19 protein-coding genes are annotated in these 18,595 nt (G+C 70.9%); 12 read left to right on the top strand and 7 right to left on the bottom strand.

The genetic code is table 11. The features are described from left to right. Nucleotides 1-10 precede the first annotated feature (10 nt). On the top strand, nucleotides 11-913 hold the full coding sequence (locus OG700_RS26615; RefSeq protein WP_405617744.1) for an acyl-CoA thioesterase: 903 nt from the start codon (nucleotides 11-13) through the stop codon (nucleotides 911-913). Nucleotides 914-1,056: 143 nt separating this feature from the next. Here OG700_RS26615 and OG700_RS26610 read toward each other — a convergent pair whose 3' ends face one another. Then, nucleotides 1,057-1,845, bottom strand: a complete 789-nt coding sequence (locus OG700_RS26610) for a phosphatase (protein ID WP_405617742.1) — start codon at nucleotides 1,843-1,845, stop codon at nucleotides 1,057-1,059. 177 nt (nucleotides 1,846-2,022) lie between these two features. Between OG700_RS26610 and OG700_RS26605 the strand changes: the two genes are divergently transcribed. Next, entirely contained in the window at nucleotides 2,023-2,508 is a 486-nt protein-coding gene (locus OG700_RS26605) for a peroxiredoxin (RefSeq protein ID WP_405617740.1), read from the top strand. A 67-nt stretch (nucleotides 2,509-2,575) separates the two neighbouring features. Here the strand turns inward: OG700_RS26605 and OG700_RS26600 are convergent, their stop codons facing one another. Beyond that, nucleotides 2,576-3,190, bottom strand: coding sequence for a TetR/AcrR family transcriptional regulator (locus OG700_RS26600; protein WP_405617738.1), 615 nt, complete (start codon nucleotides 3,188-3,190; stop codon nucleotides 2,576-2,578). An 88-nt stretch (nucleotides 3,191-3,278) separates the two neighbouring features. Between OG700_RS26600 and OG700_RS26595 the strand changes: the two genes are divergently transcribed. From OG700_RS26595 to OG700_RS26580, 4 genes are read left to right on the top strand one after another with little or no spacing between them, the layout of a single operon-like run. Then, nucleotides 3,279-4,910, top strand: coding sequence for a carboxyl transferase domain-containing protein (locus OG700_RS26595; protein WP_405617736.1), 1,632 nt, complete (start codon nucleotides 3,279-3,281; stop codon nucleotides 4,908-4,910). A 55-nt stretch (nucleotides 4,911-4,965) separates the two neighbouring features. Next, nucleotides 4,966-6,933: a biotin carboxylase N-terminal domain-containing protein gene (locus OG700_RS26590; RefSeq protein WP_405621991.1), complete on the top strand. Its 1,968-nt coding sequence runs from the start codon at nucleotides 4,966-4,968 to the stop codon at nucleotides 6,931-6,933. Further along, nucleotides 6,930-7,865 carry a hydroxymethylglutaryl-CoA lyase gene (locus OG700_RS26585; protein ID WP_405617734.1) on the top strand — a complete coding sequence of 312 codons (936 nt, stop codon included), beginning with the start codon at nucleotides 6,930-6,932 and terminating at the stop codon, nucleotides 7,863-7,865. The genes OG700_RS26590 and OG700_RS26585 overlap by 4 nt, the downstream gene beginning before the upstream one ends. Before the next feature lie 2 nt (nucleotides 7,866-7,867). Beyond that, nucleotides 7,868-9,022, top strand: coding sequence for an acyl-CoA dehydrogenase family protein (locus OG700_RS26580; protein ID WP_405617732.1), 1,155 nt, complete (start codon nucleotides 7,868-7,870; stop codon nucleotides 9,020-9,022). Nucleotides 9,023-9,123: 101 nt separating this feature from the next. Here OG700_RS26580 and OG700_RS26575 read toward each other — a convergent pair whose 3' ends face one another. Both OG700_RS26575 and OG700_RS26570 read right to left on the bottom strand, forming a co-directional pair. After that, nucleotides 9,124-9,573, bottom strand: coding sequence for a hypothetical protein (locus tag OG700_RS26575; protein ID WP_405617730.1), 450 nt, complete (start codon nucleotides 9,571-9,573; stop codon nucleotides 9,124-9,126). A 173-nt stretch (nucleotides 9,574-9,746) separates the two neighbouring features. Further along, a complete protein-coding gene (locus tag OG700_RS26570) occupies nucleotides 9,747-10,100 on the bottom strand; it encodes a VOC family protein (RefSeq protein ID WP_405617728.1) in 354 nt (117 codons plus the stop codon). A gap of 151 nt (nucleotides 10,101-10,251) precedes the next feature. Between OG700_RS26570 and OG700_RS26565 the strand changes: the two genes are divergently transcribed. Both OG700_RS26565 and OG700_RS26560 read left to right on the top strand, forming a co-directional pair. Further along, complete coding sequence (locus tag OG700_RS26565) at nucleotides 10,252-11,280, top strand: ABC transporter substrate-binding protein (protein WP_405617725.1); 1,029 nt, start codon at nucleotides 10,252-10,254, stop codon at nucleotides 11,278-11,280. A 3-nt stretch (nucleotides 11,281-11,283) separates the two neighbouring features. Further along, the gene (locus tag OG700_RS26560; protein WP_405617723.1) at nucleotides 11,284-12,174 is read left to right on the top strand and encodes a siderophore-interacting protein; all 891 of its coding nucleotides are present in this window, start codon (nucleotides 11,284-11,286) and stop codon (nucleotides 12,172-12,174) included. A gap of 8 nt (nucleotides 12,175-12,182) precedes the next feature. Here OG700_RS26560 and OG700_RS26555 read toward each other — a convergent pair whose 3' ends face one another. The 3 genes from OG700_RS26555 to OG700_RS26545 form a co-directional block, all read right to left on the bottom strand. Next, nucleotides 12,183-12,860 (bottom strand): lysophospholipid acyltransferase family protein, encoded by a 678-nt coding sequence (locus OG700_RS26555; protein WP_405617721.1) that lies wholly within the window; start codon nucleotides 12,858-12,860, stop codon nucleotides 12,183-12,185. Nucleotides 12,861-12,981: 121 nt separating this feature from the next. Beyond that, nucleotides 12,982-13,281: a hypothetical protein gene (locus tag OG700_RS26550; RefSeq protein ID WP_405617719.1), complete on the bottom strand. Its 300-nt coding sequence runs from the start codon at nucleotides 13,279-13,281 to the stop codon at nucleotides 12,982-12,984. Between the two features lie 45 nt (nucleotides 13,282-13,326). Continuing rightward, nucleotides 13,327-14,664, bottom strand: coding sequence for an MFS transporter (locus tag OG700_RS26545; protein WP_405617716.1), 1,338 nt, complete (start codon nucleotides 14,662-14,664; stop codon nucleotides 13,327-13,329). A 110-nt stretch (nucleotides 14,665-14,774) separates the two neighbouring features. On the opposite strand from OG700_RS26545, the gene OG700_RS26540 reads away from it, so the two are divergent. The 4 genes from OG700_RS26540 (at nucleotide 14,775) to glmS (ending at nucleotide 18,583) form a co-directional block, all read left to right on the top strand. Beyond that, nucleotides 14,775-15,233: a winged helix-turn-helix transcriptional regulator gene (locus OG700_RS26540; RefSeq protein WP_405617715.1), complete on the top strand. Its 459-nt coding sequence runs from the start codon at nucleotides 14,775-14,777 to the stop codon at nucleotides 15,231-15,233. Between the two features lie 134 nt (nucleotides 15,234-15,367). Then, nucleotides 15,368-16,261 (top strand): DUF4429 domain-containing protein, encoded by an 894-nt coding sequence (locus tag OG700_RS26535; protein ID WP_405617712.1) that lies wholly within the window; start codon nucleotides 15,368-15,370, stop codon nucleotides 16,259-16,261. Nucleotides 16,262-16,406: 145 nt separating this feature from the next. After that, complete coding sequence (locus OG700_RS26530) at nucleotides 16,407-16,688, top strand: hypothetical protein (RefSeq protein WP_405617710.1); 282 nt, start codon at nucleotides 16,407-16,409, stop codon at nucleotides 16,686-16,688. A gap of 65 nt (nucleotides 16,689-16,753) precedes the next feature. Next, entirely contained in the window at nucleotides 16,754-18,583 is a 1,830-nt protein-coding gene (gene glmS, locus OG700_RS26525) for a glutamine--fructose-6-phosphate transaminase (isomerizing) (protein ID WP_405617708.1), read from the top strand. Nucleotides 18,584-18,595 lie beyond the last annotated feature (12 nt).

Genomic DNA, 18,595 nt, shown 5'->3' with positions numbered 1-18,595 from the left:
ACTCGGAACCATGAATCCCGCACTGGAGTCACTCCTCGGCCTGCTCGACCTGGAGCGGATCGAGGAGGACATCTTCCGTGGCCTCAGCCGCTCGGCGGCGATCCCCCGTGTGTACGGCGGGCAGGTCGCCGCGCAGGCCCTGGTGGCCGCCGGCCGTACCGTCCCCGCCGACCGCCCGGCCCACTCCCTGCACTCGTACTTCCTGCGGGCGGGCGATCCGGGCGCGCCGATCGTCTACACGGTCGACCGCATCCGCGACGGCCGGTCCTTCACCACGCGCCGGGTCGTGGCCGTCCAGCACGGGCAGCCGATCTTCCACCTCTCGGCGTCCTTCCAGACGTACGAGGAGGGCCTGGAGCACCAGGCCGCGATGCCACCCGCGCCGGATCCGCGGAGTCTGCCGACCGCGGCGGAGCTGCTGCCGCGGTACGCGGACCGGTTCGTCGACCCGTCGGTGGCGGACCGGCTGCTCCAGGCGCGGGCCGCGGTGGATCTGCGCTACGTGGACGCGCCGCCGTACGCGACGGCCGGGCAGCCGCGCGAGGCGCGCTCGCAGGTGTGGTTCCGCACGGTCGACAAGCTCGCCGACGACCCGCTGCTGCACGTCTGCCTGGCGACGTACGTCTCCGACATGACGCTGCTGGACTCGGTGCTGCTCGCGCACGGCAGGGGCGGCTGGGCGACCGGTGACATCGTCGGGGCGAGCCTGGACCACGCGATGTGGTTCCACCGCCCCTTCCGCGCGGACGAGTGGCTGCTGTACGACCAGACGTCGCCGTCCGCGTCCGGCGGCCGGGGGCTCGGCCAGGCCCGCATCTACACGCAGGACGGACGGCTGGCGATCTCGGTGATCCAGGAGGGCGTCATGCGCGTGCCCAGGGAGCCCACAGGGACCGGGGCGGGGCGCGACTGAGCCCGGCCGCTGTTCTCAGCGCCGGGCCGCTGTGGTGCCGTGGTGCGCTCGGGAGGCGGGTGGGTGCGGGGTCTCGTACGCCGCTGCCGGGGGTGCGCGCGGGGTCGGACTCAGACGGTGCGGGGGTGCGCGCGGCGTCGGACTCAGACGGTGTTCGTGAGGCCCGCCTCGTTCAGCAGGTACTCCGTCATCGGATCGTAGAAGCGCGGGTCCGTCACGTGGTCGTCCAGCGGGACCGTCACCTGGAGGGTGCCCTCCGCCTCGCCGATGAACAGGGCCGGGTCGTTGCAGTCCGCGTACCCGATGGAGTCGAGCCCTCGCTGGCCCGCGCAGCCCGCCCAGCCGTGGTCGGCGAGCACCAGGTCCGGCTGTGGTCTGCCCTCGCGCTCCAGGCCGTCCAGGATGGCCCGCATCGGCTCGGGCGAGTGCGTGTGCCACAGCGTCGCCCCGCGCTCCAGCATCGCGACGCCCGCGAACTGGAAGACCATGCCCTCGTCGGCCATCAGGCCGCCGGGGATCCGGACGATCTCGCAGCCCGCCTGCCGCAGCGCGTCGGCCGTCTGCCGGTGCACGTCCAGCAGGCCGCCGGGGTGGCCGGTGGCGAACAGCACCCGCTCGCGGCCCGCCGCCGCCTTCCGCAGCCGCGCCGCCATCCGCTCCAGGGCGTCGACGGTCAGTTCGGGGTCGATGGTGTCCTGGCCGTGCCGGTGTTCCGGATCGTCGCTGACGCCGCACCGCTCGGCCATCACGGCGAGCACGTCCTGCTCGTCGGTCCAGCGGTCGCCCAGCTCCAGGCCCAGCCAGAAGTGGCGGTCGCCGTTGGCGAGCTTGCGATAGTGGGAGAGGTTGTTGTCCCTGGGAGTGGCCACGTCTCCGGCGATGCGCGCACGGACGAGGTGGTCGATGAGAGCTTCGCGGCTGGGTATCGGCATGAGCCCATTGTGCCGTCAGGTGTCGGCGCGGTGCCGCTCGTCCCGGTGACTGGATGTCCCCGGCGCGATCCGGGACGGCGTCCGCGCCGAAGAAGACGAAGAAGACTACGAAGAGCGCGTGGACATCAGGAGTGCGTGGACCGGTGGTGCACGCGAATATCAGTGAAGGAGCCTCTTGTGGCAGCGACACCCGGTCTCGGCCGTCCGGTGGAGAGCTTCGCCCTGCCCGGCGGGGTGCTCGACGGGGACGACACCTTCGTACGGAGGGAGTACCGCCTCGACGAGCGCCGTGGCCGTCCGCTGGTCCTGGCCTTCTACCCCGGGGACGACACCAGCGTCTGCACCAAGCAGCTGTGCGCGTACTCCACCGGTCTGGAGACGTTCACCGATCTGGGGGCCGAGGTCTGGGGCATCAGCCCGCAGGACGTCGACAGCCACGAGGCGTTCGCCCGTAAGTACGGCCTGCGGATGCCGCTGCTCGCCGACACCGACCGGGCGGTGGCGCGGACGTTCGGCATCACCGCGCCCGGGATCGGGGTGCGCCGCGCGGTCTTCCTGATCGCGCCGGACGGGACGCTGCACTGGAAGCATGTGGCGCTGCTCGGCGCGACGTTCCAGCCGGTTCGGACGCTGGCCGAGGAGCTGACCGCGCTGACGTCCTGACGTGTCGCGCCGGGTTGCCTCGCGCCGGGTTGCCTCGGATCGGATCGCGTCGCGTCGCCTCGCGTCGTTACGGAAACGTCCCGCCGTCCTCCTCGCCGAGGGCGGCGAACGCGCCGTGCGCCAAGCGGCGCAGGAGCGTTTCCGCCACCGCGCGCCGGGGGGTGCCGCGGCCGTTGGGGCTCAGATGGGGCGTCGAGTTCAGCAGGCCGAAGACGGCGTGCACGGCGCCCCGGGCGACCGGCTCGGGAAGGTCCCGGTGGATCTCGCGGACGACGCCGACCCACAGCTCCACGTACTGCCGCTGGAGCTGCCGTACGAGCTTGCGGTCGCTGTCCCTGAGCCGGTCCAGTTCGCGGTCGTGCAGCGTGATCAGCGGGCGGTCGTCCAGGGCGAAGTCGATATGGCCGTCGATCAGCGAGGCGAGCACGGCCGCCGGGTCGCCGGTCGTGGCGGCCACGCGCTTCCTGCCGCCGTCGAGGAGCCGGCCGCTGATGCCGACGAGCAGTTCGGCGAGCATCGCGTCCTTGCCCGCGAAATGTCGGTACAGGCCGGGCCCGCTGATGCCGACGGCCGCCCCTATCTCATCGACGCCCACGCCGTGGAAGCCACGCTCGGCGAAGAGCCTGGCGGCCTCGTTGAGGATCTGCTCGCGGCGCGTCGGTGCCGCGGTCCTGGTGCTCATGGAGAACCATTCTAGACAGGACGGTTAGCGGTCGTTAACCTGAGAGGGATACGTTAACGCTCATTAACCGAGCAAGGGAGCTCGACCGATGCAGCAGGCACCCGTGCTGGCGAGCGCCGCGGACCCGGCGTCCGCGGCCTGGCGCGCCAATGAGGCGGCGCATCAGGAGCTCTCCGGCGCACTGCGCGACCGGCTCGCCGCCGCCCGGCTCGGCGGCGGTGAGAAGTCCCGCGCCCGCCATGTGGCGCGCGGGAAGCTGCTGCCCCGGGACCGGGTGGACATCCTGCTGGACCCGGGCTCTCCCTTCCTGGAGCTGGCCCCGCTGGCGGCGGAGGGCATGTACGGCGGCCAGGCGCCGGCCGCCGGGGTGATCGCCGGGATCGGCCGGGTCGGCGGCCGTGAGGTGGTCGTGGTCGCCAATGACGCCACGGTCAAGGGCGGGACGTATTACCCGATGACGGTGAAGAAGCATCTGCGCGCCCAGGAGGTCGCGCTGGAGAACAGGCTGCCGTGCGTCTATCTCGTGGATTCGGGCGGCGCGTTCCTGCCGATGCAGGACGAGGTCTTCCCCGACCGTGACCACTTCGGCCGGATCTTCTACAACCAGGCGCGGATGTCCGGCGCCGGCATCCCGCAGATCGCGGCCGTCCTCGGCTCCTGCACGGCGGGCGGCGCGTACGTGCCCGCGATGAGCGACGAGGCCGTGATCGTCCGCGGCCAGGGCACGATCTTCCTGGGCGGCCCGCCCCTGGTGAAGGCGGCCACCGGCGAGGTAGTCACCGCCGAGGAGCTGGGCGGCGGCGAGGTCCATTCCCGTACGTCGGGGGTCACCGACCATCTCGCCGAGGACGACGCGCACGCGCTGCGGATCGTCCGCACGATCGTCTCGACCCTCCCCCGGCGCGGCCCGCTTCCCTGGAAGGCCGAGCCGGCCGAGGAGCCGAAGGTCGACCCCGCGGGGCTGTACGGGGCGGTGCCGGTCGACTCGCGCACGCCGTACGACGTGCGGGAGGTCATCGCCCGGCTGGTGGACGGCTCGCGGTTCGCGGAGTTCAAGTCCGAGTTCGGTACGACACTGGTGACCGGCTTCGCGCGGATCCACGGACACCCGGTGGGCATCGTCGCCAACAACGGCATCCTGTTCTCCGAATCGGCCCAGAAGGGCGCGCACTTCATCGAACTGTGCGACCAGCGGGGCATCCCGCTGCTGTTCCTCCAGAACATCTCGGGGTTCATGGTCGGCAAGGCGTACGAGGCGGGCGGCATCGCCAAGCACGGCGCGAAGATGGTGACGGCCGTGGCGTGCACGCGCGTACCGAAGCTCACCGTCGTGGTCGGCGGTTCGTACGGCGCGGGGAACTACTCGATGTGCGGCCGGGCCTACTCCCCCCGCTTCCTGTGGATGTGGCCCAACGCCAAGATCTCGGTCATGGGCGGCGAGCAGGCCGCCGCGGTGCTGGCGACGGTCAAGCGCGACCAGATCGAGGGGCGCGGCGACCAGTGGCCGGCCGAGGAGGAAGAGGCGTTCAAGGACCCGGTGCGCGCGCAGTACGAGACGCAGGGCAACGCCTACTACGCGACGGCGCGGCTCTGGGACGACGGGGTGATCGACCCGCTGGAGACCCGTCAGGTGGTGGGTCTGGCGCTGACGGCCTGCGCCAACGCGCCGCTTCCCCAGAAGGACAGCACCGCCCCCGGCTTCGGCGTCTTCCGGATGTGAGTGACAGATGACCACCAGGACCACCCAGCACGGCACCACCCCTTCCACGACCGGCATGTTCGACACGGTCCTCGTCGCGAACCGCGGCGAGATCGCGGTGCGCGTCATCCGCACGCTGCGCGCGCTCGGCATCCGTTCCGTCGCCGTCTTCAGCGACGCCGACGCCGACGCCCGGCATGTACGTGAGGCGGACACCGCCGTCCGCATCGGCCCGGCGCCCGCCTCGGAGAGCTATCTCGCGAGCGACCGGCTGCTGGAGGCCGCCGCCCGTACGGGCGCCCAGGCGGTCCACCCCGGCTACGGCTTCCTCGCGGAGAACGCGGCGTTCGCGCGGGCGTGCGCGGACGCCGGGCTGGTCTTCATCGGCCCGACCGCGTCTGCCATCTCCCTGATGGGAGACAAGATCCGCGCCAAACAGACCGTGGCGGCGGCCGGTGTGCCGGTGGTGCCCGGCTCCTCGGGCAGCGGTCTGACCGATGACCAACTGGCCGACGCCGCCAGGGAGATCGGGATGCCGGTGCTGCTGAAGCCCTCGGCGGGCGGCGGCGGCAAGGGCATGCGGCTCACCCGCCTGGAGTCGGCCCTGCGCGACGAGATCGCGGCGGCCCGGCGCGAGGCCCGCGCGTCCTTCGGCGACGACACGCTCCTGGTGGAGCGGTGGATCGACCGCCCGCGCCACATCGAGATCCAGGTGCTGGCGGACGGGCACGGCAACGTGGTCCATCTCGGCGAGCGCGAGTGCTCGTTGCAGCGCCGCCACCAGAAGATCATCGAGGAGGCGCCGTCCGTCCTGCTGGACGACAGGACACGGGCGGCGATGGGCGAGGCGGCGGTGCAGGCCGCGCGCTCGTGCGGCTACCGGGGCGCGGGGACGGTCGAGTTCATCGTCCCGGGCGAGGACCCGGCCTCGTACTTCTTCATGGAGATGAACACCCGCCTCCAGGTGGAGCACCCCGTCACCGAGCTGGTCACCGGCCTGGACCTGGTCGAGTGGCAGCTGCGCGTCGCCGCCGGTGAGCGGCTGCCGTTCAGCCAGGAGGACATCACCCTCACCGGGCACGCGATCGAGGCCCGGATCTGCGCGGAGGACCCGGCGCGCGGCTTCCTGCCGTCGGGCGGCCGGGTGCTGTCGCTGCGCGAGCCGCAGGGCGACGGTGTGCGCACCGACTCGGGCCTGAGCGAGGGCACGGAGGTCGGGAGTCTGTACGACCCGATGCTGTCGAAGGTGATCGTGCACGCCCCGGACCGCGCGACGGCGCTGCGCAAGCTGCGGGCGGCCCTGGCGCGGACGGTGACGCTGGGCGTCCCGACGAACGCCGGCTTCCTACGGAGGCTGCTGGCCCACCCCGCCGTGGTGGCGGGCGAGCTGGACACGGGCCTGGTGGAGCGGGACGCGGAGACGCTGGTGCCCACGGAGGTGCCGGCCGAGGTGTACGAAGCGGCGGCGGCGGTACGGGAGTCGGAGCTGGCCCCCGCGCCCGCCTCCGGAGGCGGATCGGGCTGGACCGACCCCTTCTCCGTACCGAACGGCTGGCGGATGGGCGGCATGACCGTGCCCGTCACCCACCAGCTGCGCGTAACGGGACATGAACCCGTCACTCACCAACTGCTCGGCACCGGACCGTCGCACGTGGAGCCCGGCCGGGTGACCGTCACGGTGGACGGGATGACGCACACCTTCCACCGGGCGGCCGACTGGCTCGGCAGGGACGGCGACAGCTGGCACGTCCAGGACCACGATCCGGTGGAGGCGGCGCTGCTCGGCGCCGCCGGCGCGGGAGGTGTGGACGCGCTCACGGCCCCGATGCCCGGCACGGTCACGGTCGTGAAGGTGGCGGTCGGGGACGAAGTGGTCGCGGGCCAGGGCCTGTTGGTGGTCGAGGCGATGAAGATGGAGCACGTCGTCTCGGCCCCGCACGACGGCACGGTCACGGAGCTGGACGTGACGGCGGGCTCCACGGTCGCCATGGATCAAGTGCTGGCGGTCGTCGCCCCGGCCACGGCTCCCGTGGAGGAGAAATGACACTCCCCATGACCGTCATGGACGAGGGCCTGCCGACCCGGATCCGTATCCACGAGGTGGGCGCTCGTGACGGCCTCCAGAACGAGTCGACGATCGTCCCGACCGAGATCAAGGCGGAGTTCATCCACCGCCTCGCCGCCGCCGGGCTCACCACCATCGAGGCGACCAGCTTCGTCCACCCCAAGTGGGTGCCCCAACTGGCGGACGCCGAGCGGCTGTTCCCGATGGTGCGGGACCTTCGGAGCGTACGGCTGCCCGTCCTCGTCCCGAACGACCGCGGTCTCGACCGGGCGCTGGCCCTCGGCGTCCGTCAGGTGGCCGTCTTCGCCAGCGCGACCGAGTCCTTCGCCAAGGCCAATCTGAACCGGTCGCTGGACGAGTCGCTGGCCATGTTCGAGCCGGTCGTCGCCCGCGCCCGCGACGAACGGCTCCATGTCCGGGGCTATCTGTCGATGTGCTTCGGCGACCCGTGGGAGGGCCCGGTCCCCGTCGGCCAGGTCGCCCGGATCGTCAGGACCCTCATCGACATGGGCTGCGACGAGGTGAGCCTCGGCGACACGATCGGCGTGGCCACCCCCGGCCATGTGCAGAGCCTGCTCGCGACGCTCATCGAGGAAGGCGTGCACGTCTCGAAGGTCGGGGTGCACTTCCACGACACCTACGGCCAGGCGCTCGCCAACACCTTCGCCGCGCTCCAGCACGGGGTGACCACCGTCGACGCGTCGGCGGGCGGCCTCGGGGGCTGCCCGTTCGCGAAGAGCGCCACGGGGAATCTCGCCACCGAAGACCTCCTGTGGATGTTGCAGGGCCTCGGTATCCACACCGGGGTCGATCTCGCCCTCCTCACCGCCACCAGCGTGTGGATGGCCGAACAGTTGGGGCGACCCAGCCCCTCCCGCGCGGTAAGCGCCCTCTCCCACAAGGAGTCCTAGCCATGGCCCTGGACCACCGGCTCTCCGCCGAGCACGACGAACTGCGCCGTACCGTCGAGGCGTTCGCACGGGACGTCGTCGCGCCCAAGATCGGCGACTTCTACGAGCGGCACGAGTTCCCGTACGAGATCGTGCGCGAGATGGGCCGGATGGGCCTGTTCGGCCTGCCCTTCCCGGAGGAGTACGGCGGCATGGGCGGCGACTACATGGCGCTCGGCATCGCCCTGGAGGAGCTGGCCCGCGTCGACTCCTCCGTGGCCATCACCCTCGAAGCCGGCGTCTCGCTCGGCGCGATGCCGCTGCACCTCTTCGGTACGGAGGAGCAGAAGCGGGAGTGGCTGCCGCGCCTGTGCTCCGGCGAGATTCTGGGCGCCTTCGGCCTGACCGAGCCCGAGGCCGGCTCGGACGCGGGCGGCACCCGCACCACGGCCGTACGGGACGGCGACGAGTGGGTCATCAACGGCTCGAAGTGCTTCATCACCAACTCGGGCACGGACATCACCGCCCTGGTCACGGTCACGGCCGTCACCGGCCGCAAGGAGGACGGCCGCCCGGAGATCTCCTCGATCATCGTCCCGTCCGGCACCCCGGGCTTCACGGTCGCGGCCCCGTACTCGAAGGTCGGCTGGAACGCGTCGGACACCCGCGAGCTGTCCTTCTCCGACGTCCGGGTGCCGCTGACGAACCTGGTCGGCGCGGAAGGCCGGGGGTACGCCCAGTTCCTCCGCATCCTGGACGAGGGCCGTATCGCGATCTCCGCGCTGGCGACGGGTCTGGCGCAGGGCTGTGTGGACGAGTCGGTGAAGTACGCGAAGGAGCGCCACGCCTTCGGCCGCCCGATCGGCGCGAACCAGGCCATCCAGTTCAAGATCGCCGACATGGAGATGCGGGCCCACATGGCCCGCCTCGGCTGGCGCGACGCGGCGTCCCGCCTGGTCCACGGCGAACCGTTCAAGAAGGAGGCCGCACTGGCGAAGCTCTACTCCTCCACGGTCGCGGTGGACAACGCCCGCGAGGCCACCCAGATCCACGGCGGCTACGGCTTCATGAACGAGTATCCGGTGGCCCGGATGTGGCGCGACTCCAAGATCCTTGAAATCGGCGAGGGCACGAGCGAGGTCCAGCGGATGCTGATCGCGCGGGAGTTGGGGCTGTAAGCCCCCGGACGGGCTGGTGCCGTGCCGCAGTACGTTTCGGCCGGGACCAGGCCCTGTCCGGCGAACAAGACGTCTCCTAGGCCCTGTCCGGCGGACAGGACCTAGCCGTCGATGTCCACCCCGCGTCTGCGCAGATGTTCCTCGGCCCGCTCGGCCAGGCGGCGATAGTGGGGCCAGACAGGGGTAGCACTTGGCGTGTGGGAATCGCGATGTGCCAGAAACGGACCCGCGGCGCGTTTCAGTGTCACCAGTGCGGGGGCCCAGAGATCGAGGAAGTCCTCCTCGTTCACGTATTTCTTCTTGCAGTAGAACCCGGCGACATCAAGCGTCGCCAGCGCCCTGTTCGCCAGCTCGTACTGCTCAGGGGTCAGGCTTTCGACACCTCCCCGCATTTCATGCAGCACCTTCCGTCCGGACTGGAGCTTCGGGTCGATCAGTGACTCGTGCAGCTTCAGGGAAACATCTCGTCGGTCATTTCGCACCGACCTCAACAGCGAGTACAGGCTGATCAGTAGCGCAACGCCCGAGATCACGACAGCGGAGCTATTCACAGCTTTGTCCCTCGTGGCGAGTTGATCGCACAGGCATGGCGTCCCCCAGGACGTAGCGGTACGAGAGGACCATCATGCGCCTCGTCGAGGCCGAGTTGGCGGCCCTTGCCGAGATGGTGCGCCGGTAGTACGGCACGCGGGAAGATTCACGCACGAACCGTCGCGTCCTCCCGTCAGCGGTGCCCCAGCACGTTCACGACCCGCCCGTTGGGGTCGCGGACGAAGAAGCGGCGGACGCCCCACTCCTCGTCCCGCAGCGTGTGCACGATCTCCGCGCCGCTCGCGAGTACGGCGGCGTAGGCCGCGTCCACGTCGTCCACCTCGACGCTCATGTCGGCGACGACCGGCCCCGTCGCGTCCTCCGTAAGGAAGCTGACCTGGGCGGCGGGGGCGGCCGGAGAGGCGAGGGTCAGGATCCAGCCCTGGTTCATGACCTCCTCGAAGCCGAGCAGGCCGTAGAACTCCCGGCTCCGCTCCAGCCCTTCGGGCTGTACGCGGACGTTGGGCACGACGCGGCGAACGGACATCGCTGACTCCTGTGGCGAGAGGGGACGACTGCCTCCACTCTGCCCCGGACCTCGGACACTCGCCCCGTACGCGATAGTAAGCAAGGTTAGGCTAACCTACCCAGATCGGCCTACCGGCCGGTCTTCGGCTCGTACGAAAGCGGAAACCCACATGCCCAGCGCCCTCAACTCGCCCCTCAGCCGCCGCGGTGTGCTCACCGCCACTGGTGCCGTCGGACTCGGCGTCGCGCTCGCCGCCTGCGGGAACGGCGACTCCGACAAGAGCACGGGCGCGGGCGGCGACGCGAAGGCGGGCCCCTGGTCCTTCAAGGACGACCGCGGCGAGACGGCGAAGGCCGACAGCGTCCCGAAGAGCATCGTCGCCTTCACTGGCACCGCCGCAGCGCTCCACGACTACGGGATCAAGGTCAGGGGCGTCTTCGGGCCGACCACCACCAAGGGCGGCGAGCCGGACATCCAGGCGGGCGATCTCGATGTCACCAAGGTCGAGATACTGGGCAATGTCTGGGGCGAGTTCAACGTCGAGAAGTACGCGGCGCTCGCCCCGGACCTGCTCGTCACCACGCAGTGGGTCGAGGGTGAACTCTGGTACGTCCCCGAGCAGTCCGAGGACAAGATCCTCAAACTGGCCCCCAGCGTGGCGCTCCTGGCGGCGGAGACCACCGTCCCCAAGGCGATCCAGCGCCACGCGGACCTCGCCGAGTCCCTGGGCGCGGACCTGAAGGCCAAGAAGGTGACCGACGCCAAGGCCAGGTTCGAGAAGGCGGCGGGCCGGCTGCGGGCCGCCGCGAAGTCCAAGCCCGACATCACGGTGATGATCGGCTCGGCCAGCCAGGATCTGTTCTACGTCTCCCTCGCCAAGATGTCCGCCGACACCCTCTACCTCCAGGAACTCGGCGTGAAGTTCGTCGAGCCGAAGGTGAACGCGCAGGGTTTCTTCGAGGAGTTGAGCTGGGAGAACGTCGACAACTACCCGGCCGACATCATCATGATGGACAACCGCTCCTCCGCCCTCCAGCCCGAGGCCCTGGCCTCGAAGCCGACCTGGGCGCGGCTGCCCGCCGTCAAGGCGGGCCAGATCGTCCCGCGCGTCACGGAGCCCATCTACTCGTATGACAAGTGCGCGCCGATCCTGGAAGACCTCGCCGCGGCCATCGAGAAGGCCAGGAAGGTCGCCTGACCCATGACGCCAAGGACTCCCAGGACTCCCAGGACGACCGCGACGCCCGGCACGCCGCCCGGCACCGCCCCGTTCCGCTTCTTCGCGCTTCAGGTCCTACGGACCCGGCGGCTCGGCCCGTCGCTGGTCCGCGTCACCTTCGGCGGCGACACGATGCGCGGCGACGGCCTCACCGGCTTCGCCGCCGGCGGACGTGACCAGAGCCTGTCGCTGTTCCTGCCCCTGCCGGAGCAGTCGGCCCCCGTCGTCCCCGTCGAGGAGGGCGACGGCTGGTGGGCGGCCTGGCGGGCGCTGCCGGAGGACGTACGGGCCGTGATGCGCTCGTACACGGTGCGCGAACAGCGCCACGACCCGGACGAGTTGGACATCGACTTCGCCCTGCACACCGACGGCGGGCCGGCCTGCCGCTGGGCGGGTGCGGCGGCCCCCGGCGACCGTGTGCTCGTCCTCGGGCCGGCCGTCGCGGAGAACACCGGGGTCCGCTTCCGGCCCCCGGCCGACACCGACTCCGTACTGATCTGGGCCGACGAGACGTCCCTGCCCGCGGCCGCCGCGATTTTGGAGTGGCTGCCCGCCGGGACGAAGGCGCGGGTCTGGCTCGACGTGCCGTACGCCGCCGACCGTATGGAGCTGCCGACGGCGGCCGACGCCACCGTCCACTGGCTGGCGCGCGACGAGGACGCCCCCTCGGCCCTGGAGGCGGTACGCGCCGCCGAGTTGCCCGGCACCGCGCCGTACGCGTGGCTCGCGGGCGAGGCGGGGAAGGTGCGGGAGCTACGGCGCCATCTCGTACGGGAACGCCAACTCGACCGCGCGCACGTCACGTTCGTCGGCTACTGGCGGCGCGGCCTGAGCGAGGAACAGTTGCGGGAGGAAGCGGCGAAGGCACCGTAAGCGGGCCGTCAGACGGTCGCCGCGACCCGAGCCGGGGCCGCGGGCGTCACGGCCAGGCCGGCCGCGCTCCGCCATGCCGCGGTGACCGCACCGTGGGCCTGAGCCGTCGCGGTCCGCGGATCGCCCGTCAGCCGCACCGGGGCGCCGATGTGCACCCGCAGCTCCGGGCGGCGCAGCGGCGCGCTCGCCAGGCGCGCGAACTGCCCCGGCCCGCTGCCCGACATGACGCGCCGGGCTCCGGTCTGCCCGAGCGGCACGACAGGTGCCCCCGTGGCGGCGGCGAGGCGGGCGAGGCCGCTGCGGAACGGGTGGGGCGGCGTCTCCGTATCGCTCTCGAAGTCGGGTATGCGGCCCTCGCCGTAGATGAGGACGAGTCGGCCACGGGCGAGCGCGGCGGCGGCGTCTTCGAGGCAGTTGGCGGCCCGTGGGTCGGCGCGGCGGACGGGGACGTGCCCGTCACGGGCGAGCGCCCGCCCGAGTAGCGGCACGCGCCACAGTCCCGCCGCCGCCATCACGACCGGCTCGACGCCCAGCCGGCGCAGCGCGGCGAGCACGATCGCCGGGTCGCTGAGCGACGTGTGGTTCGCGGCGACGATGCTCCCGGGCGCCAACTCGGCGTCCCCGTCCAGCGTGACCGTGAGACGCCCGAAGAACGGCACCAGTGCGGCGGCTGTGCGGCTGAGCATGAGGGGCCTCCGGGTTGGGTGACGAGCGGTGGCTCCCATGGTCGCCGGGGGCGCGGACGGCGGCGTGAGTACGCGTACTCAACCGCCCCCCGCCCCGCCGTCCCGCGCCGCACGCCCGCGCTCAGGGGTTGTCCGGGAACCCCCACTCCAGATCGACCGCGGCCGACGGCGCCACGCCTCGCACCGCCGCCGTGACGTCGCGCTCGAACTCGGCACTCCACGCGCCGAATCCAGTAATGATCATCGGCCACTTGCCCGTTGTCGCCTTCACCGAGATCGGCTCCCGGAACTTGCGGAGATTTAGCTCATCGCCGAGCCGGTGCTTCCGCAAGACCTCGGCCAGCGCCATCTTCACCGCCTCCGCCTCTCCGAGGGATTCGAGTGTGTCGACGCGCAGCTTCAAGTGAATATTCACAGACATGCGCGGCACCCTATTGAGGGCCGTCGACCACCACAAATCCTTCTTTCAGCCCGTGAGTTCGTCGGCCGCGCCGGTTCCGGACGGGGCCGGACGGGGCGACGCGGCGACGTCCGGGGCAGTGTGTCGAGTGAACGCCCACAGCACGAGCCCGAGGCAGCTGAACGCGGCCCCCAGCGCGCATACGGCGCCCCAGCCGGCCACCGTGTAGAGGGAGGTTGCGGCGATGGCGCCGGTGGCGCTGCCGATCGAGTAGAAGACCATGTATCCGCCGATCAGCCGACTGCCCGCGTCCGGGTGCAGCGCGTAGATCAGGGTCTGATTGGTGACATGGACCGCCTGTACGGCGAGGTCGAGAAGGATCACCCCGGCGGCCAGTGCCCAGAGCGAGCTGCGGGTGAAGGCCAGGGGCAGCCACGAGGCGGCGAGCAGGGCCAGGGCGACGCCGGTGGTCCGCCGGGAGAATCCGCGGTCGTTCAGGCGGCCCGCCGCCGTCGCGGCCAGGGCGCCGACGACACCGATCAGCCCCAGCGCCCCGATCGCACTGTGGGACATGAAGTACGGGGCCTCGCTGAGCGGCAGCGCGACGCTGCTCCACAGGGTGCTGAAGGCGGCGAAGACCAGCAGACCGAACAGGGCCCGGAGCCGCAGCACTCGTTCCCGTGCGAACAGGATGACCGTGGAGCGCAGAAGCTGTCCGTAGCGCAAGGTCGCCGGCGGAGCGCCACCATGGCGCGGCAGCACTCGGTTCAGGACCAGAGCGAGCAGAGCGGTGAGTGACGCCGAGGCGAGGTACACGGAACGCCAGCCCGCGAGATCGGCCATGAGGCCGGAAACGGTACGGGCGAGCAGGATCCCGATGACCACGCCGCCGGTGACCGAACCGACGACCCGGCCGCGCTTGGCGGGATGGGCCAGTGACGCGGCGAAGGCCACCAGTGACTGGGTGACGACCGCGAGCAGCCCCGTCGCGGCCATGCCCGCGAGCAGGATCGCCGCCGTGTGGGCGGTGGTCACCACGGCCAGCGCCACCACCAGGAGCAGCAGTTGGGCCACGATGAGCCGTCTGCGGTCGGCCACGTCGCCCAGCGGCACGAGGAGGAAGAGTCCCAGCCCGTATCCGGCGTGCGTGAGGGTGACCACGCCGCCGACGAGTGCGGGGCTCATGGCGAGGTCGTGGCCCATGGTCACCAGGAGCGGCTGGGAGAAGTAGACATTGGCCACCGCGGCCCCGCAGGCGACGGCGAACAGGAGGACGACGCCACGGGACAGGACGAATCCCGAGTCTTCCCCCCTTCGGGGGGCCTGGTTCCGTCGTGCCGCAGTTGCCTCAGTTGCCGCAGTTGCCTCAGCTTTCGCGGTTTTGTCGTTGCCGGGCATCGGCATTCCTCCGCCTGTCTTGTCTCATCCATCTGGTTTCATCTTGCTACCAATGACACAGCGACGGTAGCCGCACTTGGTAGCATGTTGCAACCAATATGGGAGTGAGGGACACCATGGTGACCAGGACGCGCTTCGACGACAGCGACTGCCCCGTCGCCCGGTCGGTGGACGCGATCGGCGACTGGTGGTCGCTGCTGATCGTGCGGGACGCCTTCGACGGAAGCCGGCGCTTCGGGGAGTTCCAGCGCAGCCTCGGCGTGGCGAAGAACATCCTCACCACGCGTCTGCGAACCCTGGTCGCCGGCGGCATCCTCGAATCCGTCCCCGCGTCGGACGGCAGCGCCTACCGCGAATACGTACTGACCCCGAAGGGCAAGGCGCTCTTCCCCGTCATCGTGGCACTGCGGCAGTGGGGCGAGCAGAACTCCTTCGCCCCCGGCGAACCACACTCGGAACTGGTCGACCGCCGCCAGGGACAGCGCCTGCGCGCCCTGGAAGTGCTGTCCGCCGACGGGCGCCGGCTGAACCCCGACGACACCGCCGTCCACAAGGTCTCCCACCCGGCGGTCTGAGCCGACCACCGGGGCCGACCACCGGGGCCGACCAGCAGGGCCGACCAGCAGGGCCGACCAGCAGGGCCGCCGACCGGAGCGGCGCCCGGCGGAAGGACGGGATGGGCGAAAGGGCCGGATGGAAGAATCGGCGTATGGCGGAAATCATCCAGACGGACGGCACCTGGACCTTCGACGGCGACACGGTGCGCATAGTGCCCGGCAACGACAAGCGGGTGAGCCTGCTGCGCAAGTCGCTCGGCGAAGTCGCCGTCCCGCTCCAGGCGTTGGCGGGTATCACCTTCGAGCAGGGCCGTAAGTCCGGGCGGCTCAGGCTGCGGCTGCGCGACGGCGCCGACCCGCTGACGAGGGTCGCCGGGGGCAAGCTGGACGACGGCTCCGACCCGTACCGGCTGACCGTGGAGAACGACCGCGCGGGCGTCGCCGAGTACTTCGTCGACGAGGTGCGCAACTCCCTGCTGCTCGACGAGGTCGACGCGGGTCCCACCGAGCGCTATCTGCTGCCCGGCCCCGCCCTGCCGATCACGATGGGCGCCGGTGACGGGACGGCCACCTTCGACGGCGATGAGATCCGGCTGGAGTGGAACTGGAAGACCGAGGAGTCCAAGTCCTCGCGGGGCACCACCACCCTCTCGCTCGGCGATGTGGAGTCCGTGGAGTGGCGGCCGAGCGCCGGTATGGAGAACGGCTTCCTGCGCTTCCGGGTCGGCAGGGGCAACTCCCCGGCGCCCAAGCACGATCCGCACGCCGTGGAGCTGTACGGCTTCCGGAAGGACCCGCTGATGGCGCTGGTCGGCGCCGCCGTGGTCGGCCGGCTGCCGCACCCGAACGCCGCCCCCGCCGCGCCCGCGCCCGCCCTCCTCGCCAAGACATCCGAGGGCACCGACGCCGCCCCCGCCCTCGCGAGTGGCGACGAACATGACGCGCTGCTGCGCAGGCTGCGGGAGCTGGGCGAGCTGCACCAGGCCGGGATCCTGACGGCGGAGGAGTTCACGACCGCCAAGCAGGCCGTACTGAAGCGCCTCTGAACAGCGCCCCCGAGGGGCATCCGAGCGGCTCACGAGCGGCCTCCGGGCGGCCTCCGGGCGGCCTCCAGAGAGAGATCATGGACACTCCTGCCCGGAATCGGGCAGGATTCTTGCAAAGAGCCTCGTCCACCCGCAGTATCTACGGGTGCTCGAACGCCGTTCACCCTCGTCCCACGACGACCTCGTCGACCATCTGGTCCGCAGCACCGCGCTCCCGCGCGGCGAGGCGGCCCGGGTGGTGCTGGACGTCCTGGCGTACTTCGACGAGACCACCGACGAGTTCGTCCGGCGCAGGCACCACGAGCTACAGGCCGGCGGCGCCGTGAACGCGGAGATCTTCGAGCGGATCGCGGCCGAACTGCCGCACCGCGCGGTGGCGCCGCCCGAGCTGTCCCTCAGACAGCTCCGGCGCATCGTCTACGGCTGAGCCGAGCACCGGCACCACTGAACAAGCACCACTGAACAAGCGTCGACGGAGGGGCAGAGACTGATATGTGCGGGATCGTCGGTTACATCGGAAGGCGTGACGTCGCTCCACTGCTGCTTGAGGGCCTGCAGCGGCTGGAGTACCGGGGTTACGACTCCGCCGGGCTGGTCATCACCGGCAAGGCGACCGCGGGCAAACCCGCGGCCCTGAAGATGGTCAAGGCCAAGGGCCGCGTCCGTGAGCTGGAGTCCCGCGTCCCCAAGCGTTTCGCCGGCACCACCGGTATCGCGCACACCCGCTGGGCCACCCACGGCGCGCCGAGCGACGAGAACGCGCACCCGCACCTCGACCCGGAGAACAAGGTCGCCCTCGTCCACAACGGCATCATCGACAACGCCACCGAGCTGCGCGTGAAGCTGGAGGCGGACGGTGTCGTGTTCCTCTCCGAGACCGACACCGAGGTGCTGACCCATCTCATCGCGCGCTCGCAGGCCGAGACGCTGGAGGACAAGGTCCGCCAGTCGCTGAAGCTGGTGGAGGGCACGTACGGCATCGCCGTGCTGCACGCCGACTTCGCGGACCGTATCGTCGTCGCCCGCAACGGCTCGCCCGTCGTCCTGGGCATCGGCGAGAAGGAGATGTTCGTCGCCTCCGACGTCGCCGCGCTGGTCTCGCACACCCGTCAGGTCGTCACGCTGGACGACGGCGAGATGGCCACCATCAAGGCCGACGACTTCCGTACGTACACCACCGAGGGCTCGCGCACCTCGGCCACGCCGACCACCGTGGAGTGGGAGGCCGAGTCGTACGACATGGGTGGCCACGACACGTACATGCACAAGGAGATCTCCGAGCAGGCCGACGCCGTGGACCGGGTGCTGCGCGGCCGGATCGACGACCGGTTCTCGACCGTGCACCTGGGCGGCCTGAATCTGGACGCGCGGGAGGCGCGGGGGGTGCGGCGCATCAAGATCCTCGGCTGCGGCACCTCGTACCACGCGGGTCTCATCGGCGCCGGGCTGATCGAGTCGCTGGCGCGGATCCCGGCGGACGCCGAGCCCGCGTCCGAATTCCGTTACCGCAACCCGGTCGTGGACCCCGACACGCTCTACATCGCCGTGTCGCAGTCGGGCGAGACGTACGACGTCCTGGCCGCCGTGCAGGAACTCAAGCGCAAGGGCGCCCGGGTGCTCGGCGTGGTCAACGTCGTCGGCTCGGCGATCGCCCGCGAGACCGACGGCGGCGTGTACGTGCACGCGGGGCCCGAGGTCTGTGTGGTCTCCACGAAGTGCTTCACCAACACGGTGGTGTCCTTCGCGCTGCTCGCGCTGCATCTGGGCCGGATCCGCGACCTGTCGGTGGCCGACGGCAAGCGGATCATCGCGGGGCTGCGCAGGCTGCCCGCGCAGATCGAGGAGATCCTTGAGTCCGAGGCGGACATCAAGAAGGTGGCGGAGCAGTACGCGGACGCGAAGTCGATGATGTTCATCGGCCGGGTACGCGGCTATCCGGTGGCACTTGAGGCCTCGCTGAAGCTCAAGGAGATCTCGTACATCCACGCCGAGGCGTATCCGGCGTCCGAGCTGAAGCACGGACCGCTCGCGCTCATCGAGCCGGCGCTGCCGACCGTGGCGATCGTGCCGGACGACGACCTGCTGGAGAAGAACCGCGCGGCGCTGGAGGAGATCAAGGCGCGCAGCGGCCGGATCCTGGCGGTCGCGCACCAGGAGCAGCCGAAGGCCGACCAGACGATCGTGGTGCCGAAGAACGAGACGGAGCTGGACCCGATCCTGATGGGGATCCCGCTCCAACTGCTCGCCTATCACACGGCGTTGGCGCTGGGCCGGGACATCGACAAGCCGCGTAACCTCGCGAAGTCCGTGACGGTGGAGTAGCCGGGGCGGGAC

This window comes from Streptomyces sp. NBC_01508 (assembly GCF_045040315.1).
GTDB lineage: Bacteria > Actinomycetota > Actinomycetes > Streptomycetales > Streptomycetaceae > Streptomyces.
Note: the sequence above shows the minus strand (reverse complement) of the source record. Positions and strands in the feature narration are given on the sequence as shown.

Bases quoted from the DNA above. Each gene is read 5' to 3' on its own strand.
- OG700_RS26585 (WP_405617734.1), top strand. From the start codon at position 6,930: ATGACACTCCCCATGACCGTCATGGACGAGGGCCTGCCGACCCGGATC.
- OG700_RS26535 (WP_405617712.1), top strand. From the start codon at position 15,368: ATGGCGGAAATCATCCAGACGGACGGCACCTGGACCTTCGACGGCGAC.
- OG700_RS26570 (WP_405617728.1), bottom strand. From the start codon at position 10,100: ATGTCCGTTCGCCGCGTCGTGCCCAACGTCCGCGTACAGCCCGAAGGG.
- OG700_RS26540 (WP_405617715.1), top strand. From the start codon at position 14,775: ATGGTGACCAGGACGCGCTTCGACGACAGCGACTGCCCCGTCGCCCGG.
- OG700_RS26565 (WP_405617725.1), top strand. From the start codon at position 10,252: ATGCCCAGCGCCCTCAACTCGCCCCTCAGCCGCCGCGGTGTGCTCACC.
- OG700_RS26555 (WP_405617721.1), bottom strand. From the start codon at position 12,860: ATGCTCAGCCGCACAGCCGCCGCACTGGTGCCGTTCTTCGGGCGTCTC.
- OG700_RS26610 (WP_405617742.1), bottom strand. From the start codon at position 1,845: ATGCCGATACCCAGCCGCGAAGCTCTCATCGACCACCTCGTCCGTGCG.
- OG700_RS26545 (WP_405617716.1), bottom strand. From the start codon at position 14,664: ATGCCGATGCCCGGCAACGACAAAACCGCGAAAGCTGAGGCAACTGCG.
- OG700_RS26580 (WP_405617732.1), top strand. From the start codon at position 7,868: ATGGCCCTGGACCACCGGCTCTCCGCCGAGCACGACGAACTGCGCCGT.
- OG700_RS26550 (WP_405617719.1), bottom strand. From the start codon at position 13,281: ATGTCTGTGAATATTCACTTGAAGCTGCGCGTCGACACACTCGAATCC.
- OG700_RS26590 (WP_405621991.1), top strand. From the start codon at position 4,966: ATGTTCGACACGGTCCTCGTCGCGAACCGCGGCGAGATCGCGGTGCGC.
- OG700_RS26595 (WP_405617736.1), top strand. From the start codon at position 3,279: ATGCAGCAGGCACCCGTGCTGGCGAGCGCCGCGGACCCGGCGTCCGCG.
- OG700_RS26600 (WP_405617738.1), bottom strand. From the start codon at position 3,190: ATGAGCACCAGGACCGCGGCACCGACGCGCCGCGAGCAGATCCTCAAC.
- glmS (WP_405617708.1), top strand. From the start codon at position 16,754: ATGTGCGGGATCGTCGGTTACATCGGAAGGCGTGACGTCGCTCCACTG.
- OG700_RS26615 (WP_405617744.1), top strand. From the start codon at position 11: ATGAATCCCGCACTGGAGTCACTCCTCGGCCTGCTCGACCTGGAGCGG.
- OG700_RS26560 (WP_405617723.1), top strand. From the start codon at position 11,284: ATGACGCCAAGGACTCCCAGGACTCCCAGGACGACCGCGACGCCCGGC.